We start from the raw sequence: 9,774 nt of genomic DNA, 5'->3' as shown, positions 1-9,774 counted from the left end.
AGGTCAGGCATTTCTGGGTCTTTCTTGGCTTCATAGTGGAAACGCGCTCCGGAAAACAGAAAGCTGCATGTAAGCCAACTCTGGCGAAAATGCCAGGGTCAGGCATTTCTGTGTGGTCCTCTGTCCTTGAGCCGAAACGCGCTCCGGAAAACAGAAAGCGGAGTGTAAGCCAACTCTGGCGAAAATGCCAGGTTCGGGCATTTCCGCCAGAGTTAGCTTACACTCCGCTTCCTACCGTTTTCCTCCACGCTCTATTTCTACATGCCGAATCTCCGAAATCATCATTGGTGCCTTCTCATTCATATAGATCATCTCATCCTGATACCCGGCCAATCGGCCACAACATCGGGGTGGTACTCACCGTTTACGTCTAGATTATTGAGCTGAATACTGACCACGTTGCCGTTCGCAAACGCGTCCGCTAACAGGCTCGATATCGTTTCCATGGTCTGCTTGGGCTTTGCTGGGTAGGTCTTGGCCTCCTGCGCGGCCTGTTTCTTCAGGCTGCCGTGTGGTCTGACAGGTAGAACCCCTGCCACTTTACAACGCCGCGGTCTTTATAGTAACGGTCAAAAAACAGTTGGACCCGCGCTGGGTCGTAGGGTGCTGGCTTATTCATCGGCTTCCTTCTTTCGTTGAATGATGCGCTGACTGACGGGCCACCGCTGCCCCGTGAAACCCACGTACTCAATGGTCAGCTGCGTGTGCTTGCGCAGGCCGGTAATAAGGCGTTCGAGGTAGCCGAGGTCGTAGTTCGAAACAGTGTGTAGCGGGACAGAGCGTAATCGTTGACCCTTTTTTTGGAAATTAAAAAAGAAATTGTACGTTTTATCGTAGACGTCGTCGGTCACCATTAGCCAATAACGCGTTTGCATTTTACGTTTAAACAGGTGTCGATGCGTTCGGTAATCAGTTTGAGATCACTAGGCATAGGCATTACCGCCGTTATGACCACCGACAAGTGAGGCACGCTCAATCGCGGTTCCCCCTTTCAAGAGGCTGCTGGCATAGACAAGTTTCGTAAACCCAAATCGGTCACGAATCTGGTCAACGAGATGGTCGCTTTGATCACGCCTAATTTGTGGCCTTGGCGGTTCAAAAAAGGTCAGCTGCTGACTTTGCTTACTGTTCAACCGACTTGTGTACACCGCAATGTTGCGGATCGTTTGACCCTCCCACTGATATCGAAACATACTGATCAGGATCGCCACAATATCGTGATTCCGGTCGGTCGGTTCAATGCGTTTAGCCTGGTGAAACCCGCTGCGACCGTCCGCCTCACTGGCAGCATAAGAAAACCCAATCGCCAGTGAAATGCAGCTGGTCTGCTTGCGATGGTGCCGTAATCGCGATGCCACCTGCTCACCGATTTCCTTGATGACGGTCTCGATCTCCGCCTGCGTTTGGTAATCACGCGGCAACACCTGCGAGTTACCAATACTGGCCTCTTTTGGACCGCGACGCTCCCGAAGTTGCGAGTGGTCGATGCCCCAGGCTAACGCAAACAGTTGCATCCCGATCAACCCCATTTCCTGATTCAGCGCAAACGGATCATAGTGGGCAAGGTCCCACATACTATGGATGCCTAGCCGGTTCAGATGTTTTTCCGTGCGGTGGCCAATACTCCATACATCCGTCATGTTCTTGATCGGCCAAATCGTCTGATCAACCGTGTCGTACGTAATCTCACCCACTAAATCACGGTTGTGTTTCGCGTAAATGTCCAGGGCAATCTTCGCCTGGACGGGATTTTCACCAATGCCAATGGTGGTGTACAGTCCAAGTTCTTGTCGAACGGTCAACTGAATCTTTCGGGCAACTGCTTCTGGACTATCACCAAATAAGCGCCAAGAATGGGTCATGTCCAGAATCGATTCATCGATTGAATAGGGCAGCAGATCCTCATCGGCAACAAATCGGCGAAAAATATCATTAATTTGTAAATTACGTTTGATGTATAAATTCATCCGTGGCGGGACGACCATTAAGGCCGGATCTGTCGGCAGATCGCGCTGACGTGAAACATTGGCCTGCAGGTGGTAGCGTTTCTTAGCCTCCGGTGACGTGGCCAAGATCAACCCGCCATTGGTATTTTCCTGTTCACTCATCACGACTAACGGGACTTCCAGTGGATTTAACCCACGCATACTCGCTTCAACGCTGGCGTAAAAGGACTTATTGTCAATGAGAAAAAACACCCCATGTGGCTCATTGTCGTAGTTAATATCCATGATGCTCGCCTCGAACGTTTGTTTGGTTAACCCTATTATACAAACATGCGTTCGTTCTGGTCAAGTTAATTTTTTTAATGCCATGACTCAAAAATCCGGAAATAGTGACGGCACTCACTGAAATCAGTGCACTGACTCATCCTCAATAAACGATTCTTTTGACATCAAAAAAACGCCCGTCAATTCGACGAGGCGTTTTGGACGCTATTCATTAAAACTTGGTGTCTTAATTGCTAAATTTTCACTGATTGCACACAGCAGATCATCCAATTCACTGTCATTTTCAATCAATTCGCACATCATATCGATCGCATCATCGTGCACCCGTTTAAAGAACACGGGGGAGTAAGGCGTGATTGCCGTTTTCCCACTATACTTGCGCAGCAGCCACGCATTGTAGATGACCGTAAACCGGTACCCCTGCTCATAACCCATGCCCCACATATAGAACACGTCGCTGAGCAGAATGGGCAAGTGGCGCGCGTGCTGCCTGGTAACCTCAGCAACGTCTGTCTCAAGCCGACCGTGCCACTGACTATGCCGCATCGCAGTGACCTCATCAAATTTATCTTCAAAGTATTCAGCCACGCTGTCCATACCAGTAAAGTCTGGCACCCTGTTTTCTAAGGTGAGTTCATCCTGGATGGCAGCTCGGATACCATCCGAACCCCCTAATAGATAAACACAGCTTAACGGCGTTGTCCATCGACTAACTGGTTGCGTGGAGAGAAGTGCTAACTGCTGACTAACCTGTTCCTGAGCGTTACTGTGACGTCGTTGAAATACCAGTTCAAAATCTGCAACAAGGCCGTTTTCAGGGTACATCGTGACTCACTCCTTTGTCATTTAGTACCCTCATTCTACCCAGTTCGTCACCAGATTCAAGAATTGTCGATTCTGGATTTATCAAACATTATAAGGAACATTTGTTGATTATTTAACTGATGTTTTATTAACGACACGCGCTAATGAGTGAATGTCGTCAGGCGTTGTGCCGCAGCAACCGCCAATGATGCTGACACCGGCCGCTAACCACTGTGGCGCAAGGGATGCGAGCGTCGGTGTCTGATCATCCACTGACCAGGTTTGCGTCTCTGCGTCAAAGACCGCCCCGTTGTTGGGATACACAATAATTGGTTTTGTCGTCACCTGTTTGATTGTTGCCACCATGTCTAAAATATCGTCTGGCGCCAAACAATTAACACCGATAGCTTCGATCTGTGGGTGCGGTTCAAAGTAGGATACGGCTTCCCACAACGGCGTACCATCCCATAGGTTGCCCTGGTCGTCCACACTAAACGATAGCCAGGCCGTTTTATCAGGAAATTCACACTCCAGCAGTTCCGTTAACGCCTGTGTTTCAGTAAAGTTCGGTTGCGTTTCAAACGCAAATAGATCCACGCCGGCCGCTGCCAATAACTGCATCCGCTCCCGGTGAAATCGCTGATATTCCGGTATCGTTAGCGCGTAATTGCCGACTGACTTGCTTGGATCATCACTGTATTCCGCATACGGACCAACGCCGCCAGCAATCAGTAGCGGCCGTTCGCTTCCGCTGTCTGCTCGATAGGCATCCCGAGCCCGTTTTGCTAATTTAACGGTTGCTCGCACCAAGTGGCGGGCATCTGTCAAGGACATCCCTGCGTTGACTAAGGTTGGGATACTCGCTACAAAACTATCCGTTGTCGCAACACTAGCACCAGCTTCAAAGTACTGACGGTGAACCCCCTGTACTGCATTGGGAAATTTAGCCGCTGCCATCGCCGACCAGAGGGGACTCGTCGTGTCGATCCCCTGTTTGCTTAACTCGGTCGCCATGCCGCCATCAATTACCAAAGGTTGCTGATCCAACAGATTTACCATAAGCGCACCCCCGCGTTTGTTTTATGTGTTATCCATTCTTGCCCGCTATTCGCTGACAAGTGACCCTACTAACGATCAAAACAATTCTGGCTGTCCGTCACCTGCTATATTTGCCCCTATTATATCTTGAACTGGTGTTGGAAACGATTACAGTTTGATGTCATTATAAGAATTTACAATCATTTCTGGTACAAGCTCAAAAATGTACTTTGGCAGTATTAAGTGCCTTGTTTAACCAATCAAAAAGTCCGCAGCCAACAAGACTGCGAACTTTTTCTTCATATATAATCGTTTCTGTCGCGCACTTCACTAACGCAACTCAAACTACCCTTCCATCCGCTGACCAACGATCATCTCGCTGTACCGGTAAGTCACCCATCCCGTGCGTTTATGGGTGACGAGTCGAGCGGGATTACCCACGGCGGTCATGTTGTCCGGCACATCCTTTAAAACGACTGCGCCGGCACCGACCTTACTGCGTCGACCCACCGAAATGGGACCGAGTATCTGGGCGTTAGCGCCAATGAATGCGCCTTGCCGAACGATTGGGTGCCGTCTGCCGTCAACCTCACTATCACGTGCGCCCAGCGTGACGCCGTGCAGAATCGTGACATCGTCTTCCACGATGGCCGTAGCACCGATCACCACGCCGGTGCCGTGGTCGATAAACACCCGTTTACCGATCTGCGCTTCCGGCGCAATGATCACGCCAGTCCGGTGCGTGCAATACCGACTGACCAGCGCTGCCAGAATGTAGCGGCCGTGCCCCGCTAGAAAATGAGCGATTCGGTGCCAGAACAACGCGTGCAGTCCCGGATAGGTCAGCAGCACTTCCCACAGGCTGTGCGCTGCGGGGTCACGCTTAAGAATGGCGCGTGCTGTCTGTAACATGGTCTTTCCCCTGTTGGACGCTGGTAAACCCGCGGTCAAGGTCAGCCAAAAGATCATTGCTGTCTTCGATGCCGACCGACAAGCGAATGAGCTCATCCTTGATACCGTTTTCCAACCGAATCTCACGTGGGATGGCCCCGTGCGTCATCAGTGCTGGAATCTCAATCAGGCTTTCCAGAGCGCCCAGACTCTCAGCTAACGTGATAACCTGCAAGTTTTCCACGAACTTCTTTGGATCTAACCCTGGTTGCAGTTCAAACGAGATCATGGCACCAAACCCGTGCATCTGCTTTTTTGCTACTTCATAATCGGGATTGTTCGGGTCGCCTGGGTAGTAGATCTTCGCAACGGATGGCTGGTCGCTGAGGTGGTCAAAGACCTTCTGGGCGTTAGCGAGGTGCGCCTGCATCCGGATGGCCAGCGTCTTCATCCCGCGTTGCAGCAACCAGGATTCCTGCGGTGCCAGGATGCTGCCGATGGCGTTTTGCAGGTACCCGATCCGTTCTGCGAGTTCTGGATCACGAACAACCACAACGCCGGCGATGACGTCAGAATGGCCGCCAAGGTACTTCGATGCGCTGTGTAAAACGATATCCACGCCCAGTTCCAACGGTCGCTGAACATATGGGGATGAGAAGGTGTTATCAATAATGCTCAGGAGTTCGTGGTTCTTCGCAATTTTTGCGACCGCGGCAATGTCCGTCACCTTCAACAACGGGTTCGTTGGGGTTTCCAGATAAATGGCCTTCGTTGCTGGGGTGATGGCAGCTTCCACCGCGTTAAGATCGCGAGTATCGACTACCGTAAAAGTCATGCCAAAGCGCTTCAGGACGCTATCGATCAGGCGGAACGTGCCACCGTACACATCGTTACCAACGATGAAGTGGTCGCCCGCCGAGAACATGGAGAAAACTGTATCAATAGCGGCTGACCAGGAAGCGAACGCAAAACCGGCAGTGCCGCCTTCAAGGTCGGCAATCAAGCTTCCACAGCGTCCCGAGTTGGGTTGCCTGTCCGGGAGTATTCGTACTTGTTTTCACCGATTTTTTGCTGATGAAACGTTGAGGCCATGTAGATTGGAATCGACGTTGCGCCTGTTTCTGCATCTTCACTGATACCACCGTGTAATAATTTCGTTTCAAATTTCATAAGGTCATCCTCCATTTTTTGACTATTAAGCTTCTTTTTCGTAAATATGCTCGCTCATGTACCGTTCACTGCTGTCTGGGAAAACGGTCACGATGGTGCTGTTAGCTGGTAGTTCTTCGGCAACCTTCAGGCTGGCCGCCAAGCTGCACCGCTGGAACTGCCGATAAATAATCCCTGTGTTGCCGCCATTTGGCGAACCTGTTCAAAGGCATCCGCGTCCGGAATCGTCAGCGTTTCATCAATGGTCACCTCCTGGAAAAACGGCGGAATGAATTCAACGCCGATACCCTCGGTACGATGACTGTGAGCAGGGCCGCCGTTTAAGATCGAGCCCTCTGGTTCAACGACGATGCTCTTCGTTTTGAGATTCTGCTCTTTCAGGTACTTGGCAATGCCGGCGAAGGTGCCGCCGCTGCCAGCACCCGCAACGAACGCGTCGATGCCTTGATCACCCAGATCAGCAATCAGTTCCGGCGCTAACGTGTGGTAGTACGTTGCTGGGTTCGCAGGGTTTTCAAACTGCATCGGCACGTAACTGTTTGGCGTATCAGCTGAAATCTCACGTGCTTTTTGAATGGCTTCTTTGATGCCGCCTTCGGAAGGAGTGTTGACGATGGTTGCTCCCAAAGCGCGCATCAACGTTTGTTTTTCGTAGCTGAACTTCTCTGGTACAACGAGAATCGTTGGCAAATGGTGCTGTTGTGCTGCCAAGGCAACACCAATGCCGGTATTGCCTGCCGTTGGTTCAATAATCGTTGTCTGGTCGTTGATTTTACCCTTGTCGATACCATCTTGAATCAGGTACTGTCCCAACCGGTCCTTGATGCTGCCACCGGGATTAAACATTTCCAGTTTGGCGTAAATATGACTGCCATTTGGGACGTCAATTGGGAGTTCAAGTAACGGTGTGTTGCCAATAAGTTGTGACACGCTTTGAATGATCATCGGTTTTCTTCCTTCCTGAAACTACAAAAAGGGCGCGGAATTCGAAATGAATTCTCGCGCCCTTAGTCCATGTCTAGCCTGAGCTAGCAGGACTTTTCGGATACACTACCCTCAAAAAGTCAATGCTTAACAGGCCGAACATCGCCAAAAACGCGACATCCGACAACAGTTATTTTGTACTGCACTGAACGTAAATTGAGTCATCGTGTAACCTCCTGTAATTTGATGGCTTAAATATAACTGGAATTGTTTAGAAAGTCAAACAATATTTCCTGAATGAATTTTTAAAAAACGCCTTCTTTCTATAAAGGCCTTCAGTAAAAAATTTCAAAATAATCACTCAAAAACACATTTAACCAAAAGTCAAAATGAGTTGTTTAGGTGTTTTTAAGTAAAAAATGGTCAATTTTCAGAGCCAAATTGTGATTTGTTTTTCAATTTTAGCCTAACCTTTTTAACTTATATCATCCCTCTTTTTTACTTATTGTTCATCCGTGATGTCAAGCATACCGGTGTTCGTTGACTAACGATTGAAGATACAACTAAAAATCGTGTCCAGCACTGGTACAACAACGCTCACTTGCAAACAGCCAAATTTTAATTCACTGTTTTTTCAGCATTGAAAAGGGTTTCTTTGATGTGCTAGTATTGGTTTGATAACGAAACTAACTGGAGACGACACCCATTAAAAATAATTTAAGAGATCGTTTAATTGGTCTAGTCGTGGGGCTGCTGCTAAATGCCTCCGGGAACGCTCTAGCCGTTTCAGCAAATATGGGAAGTGGTCTATGGACCGCTTCCGCCGTAAACCTGAGTCACTGGCTCGGGGTCAACATCGGGGTCATTCTCATGATCATCGGTGTGTTGAATACACTCACAAATCAAGTCCTCATTCGTCATTTGGACATTCCACGGATGGTCGGTGAAATCATCTATGCCATGTTTTTCAGTTACTTTGTTTCCTTCTTCGTGTCCTTTTTTGATGCGATGGGCGTTGGTGGTCTGAACATTTTCTGGCGTGCCCTGTTAAGTATTGGCGGCATCATCGTTTTCTGTATTGGGATTTCCCTCTATCAACGCGCAAATATCGTGATGCACCCCAATGATGACACAACAAATATTCTGCGGTTCCTGTATCTTAAAGGGAATGCAACGGCATCTCAATTGATTGATTTTATTCCACCGTTGATTGCCATCATTATTGCGTTTATTTTCACTCATGAAATCTTGTCAGTGAATATCGGGACCATCTGCTCAATCATCGGAAATGGCTTCTTCATTGCGATGTCAGACAAATTGGTATGGCCGCATTTGAAGCACAATTTCAGGACAAAACAGGCAGTAAATGGTTAACTCAACATGATCATTTTTTTAGAACACATCGGCTCATGCAGACCGATGTGTTTTTTAATTGCGTAAAAGTAAGGTTTTCAGCTGGGTTCCCCCAAAAAGAAAACCTCACAAGGGATGTAAGCGGGATGAATCACCAAAGAAAGGTTATCGACAATTCAGCCGATAACCTCAGTATAGCCAACCAATGTAAAGAAATGATGTTGTTCTTGTAAAGGTTGTGTAAATGTGAGAAGGCAACTCAAAATGGTTGCATTTTTTAGCCTTAAGCGACATGCTAAAGAGGTATTGCGTTATTTCACAGGAGGTTTTACACATGACAACACCAAACTTTGAATTAAACGATGGCAACCTATTGCCAAAAATCGGTCTGGGCACTTACCAAATTCGTGGTGGCGCCGGCCTGCACCAAATCTTATCCGCCATCCACGACGGTTATCGATCCCTCGACAGTGCAACAAACTACGATAATGAAGGCATCGTCGGCAAGGCTGTCCGGTTATCTGGTGTGCCTCGCAGCGAGTTCTTTATTACCTCAAAATTGCCTGGCAAATATCACAAATATGACGACGCATTGAACGCCATTGAAGAGTCCCTTGCCCGCATGGGATTGGACTACTTCGACCTATTTTTGATTCATTGGCCCCTGCCAAAGCGCGACCACTACGTTGAAGCATGGCGCGCAATGATCACCGCGCAAAAATTGGGTCTCATCCGGTCAATCGGGGTTTCAAACTTCGAACCAGCCCATTTGGACCGACTGATAAACGAAACGGGTGTCACGCCCGCGGTTAACCAGATTGAAGTCCACCCATACTGGATCAACGAAGCGGGTTTAAAGGCTGACCAAGAACGTGGCATCGCGACAGAAGCCTGGAGTCCACTGGGTCGCGGCAGTGCCTCGCTGAAAGAACCAGTTATCCAGGAACTCGCCAAAAAGTATGGCAAAAACACCGGCCAAATCATCCTGCGCTGGCACACCCAACGCGGTATCGTGCCGTTGCCAAAATCCAGCAGTTTGAAACACCAACGTCAAAATTTGGACATCTTTGATTTTGAATTAACACCAGATGAGATTGAAGATATTAATCGTTTAAACAAGGCTGATGGCCGTGTCGATGGCCAAGATCCTAACGAATACGAAGAGTTTGACTAATCAAAATTACAGATGAGTAACATCTGTTGACTTTCTTTTTTATTCGCAGTATTCTATTGGCAATAAATAAAGGAGGTGATGCTTTTTGACTATTGGAAATAATCTTAAGGCATCAGCTACGGAGCGTATGGCTAACTAGCTGATACCGTTTAAGAGAGACACCGCGAAATATGATCGCGGTGTTTTTTT

Annotated in this window: 7 protein-coding genes and 3 pseudogenes; 2 read left to right on the top strand and 8 right to left on the bottom strand. The window is 48.5% G+C overall.

The window, feature by feature from the left end:
• Nucleotides 1-308 precede the first annotated feature (308 nt).
• The 8 genes and pseudogenes from JCM11969_RS17925 to JCM11969_RS14960 form a co-directional block, all read right to left on the bottom strand.
• Entirely contained in the window at nt 309-539 is a 231-nt protein-coding gene (locus tag JCM11969_RS17925; protein ID WP_156319399.1) for a hypothetical protein, read from the bottom strand.
• A 72-nt stretch (nt 540-611) separates the two neighbouring features.
• Nucleotides 612-931 (bottom strand): annotated as a pseudogene (locus tag JCM11969_RS14990) (acetyl-CoA carboxylase).
• Complete coding sequence (locus JCM11969_RS14985) at nt 924-2,231, bottom strand: Y-family DNA polymerase (protein WP_054712432.1); 1,308 nt, start codon at nt 2,229-2,231, stop codon at nt 924-926. The pseudogene JCM11969_RS14990 and the gene JCM11969_RS14985 overlap by 8 nt, the downstream one beginning before the upstream one ends.
• A gap of 204 nt (nt 2,232-2,435) precedes the next feature.
• Nucleotides 2,436-3,056: a hypothetical protein gene (locus JCM11969_RS14980; protein ID WP_054712428.1), complete on the bottom strand. Its 621-nt coding sequence runs from the start codon at nt 3,054-3,056 to the stop codon at nt 2,436-2,438.
• Between the two features lie 108 nt (nt 3,057-3,164).
• Nucleotides 3,165-4,094, bottom strand: a complete 930-nt coding sequence (gene mmuM, locus JCM11969_RS14975) for a homocysteine S-methyltransferase (protein WP_054712425.1) — start codon at nt 4,092-4,094, stop codon at nt 3,165-3,167.
• 324 nt (nt 4,095-4,418) lie between these two features.
• Complete coding sequence (epsC, locus tag JCM11969_RS14970; RefSeq protein WP_054712422.1) at nt 4,419-4,985, bottom strand: serine O-acetyltransferase EpsC; 567 nt, start codon at nt 4,983-4,985, stop codon at nt 4,419-4,421.
• Nucleotides 4,957-6,134 (bottom strand): annotated as a pseudogene (locus JCM11969_RS14965) (trans-sulfuration enzyme family protein). Before JCM11969_RS14965 ends, epsC begins: the two are co-directional and overlap by 29 nt.
• Before the next feature lie 25 nt (nt 6,135-6,159).
• A pseudogene (locus JCM11969_RS14960) lies at nt 6,160-7,079 on the bottom strand (PLP-dependent cysteine synthase family protein).
• A gap of 711 nt (nt 7,080-7,790) precedes the next feature.
• Between JCM11969_RS14960 and JCM11969_RS14955 the strand changes: the two are divergent.
• Entirely contained in the window at nt 7,791-8,432 is a 642-nt protein-coding gene (locus JCM11969_RS14955) for a DUF6198 family protein (protein ID WP_054712417.1), read from the top strand.
• Between the two features lie 313 nt (nt 8,433-8,745).
• The gene (locus tag JCM11969_RS14950) at nt 8,746-9,585 is read left to right on the top strand and encodes an aldo/keto reductase (protein ID WP_054712414.1); all 840 of its coding nucleotides are present in this window, start codon (nt 8,746-8,748) and stop codon (nt 9,583-9,585) included.
• The last annotated feature ends 189 nt before the right edge of the window (nt 9,586-9,774 follow it).

This window comes from Secundilactobacillus paracollinoides DSM 15502 = JCM 11969, from assembly GCF_001311135.1.
In the GTDB taxonomy this organism is placed as follows: Bacteria; Bacillota; Bacilli; order Lactobacillales; family Lactobacillaceae; genus Secundilactobacillus; species Secundilactobacillus paracollinoides.
The sequence above is the reverse complement of the archived record's forward strand: the minus strand, read 5'-3'. Positions and strand labels throughout refer to the sequence as shown.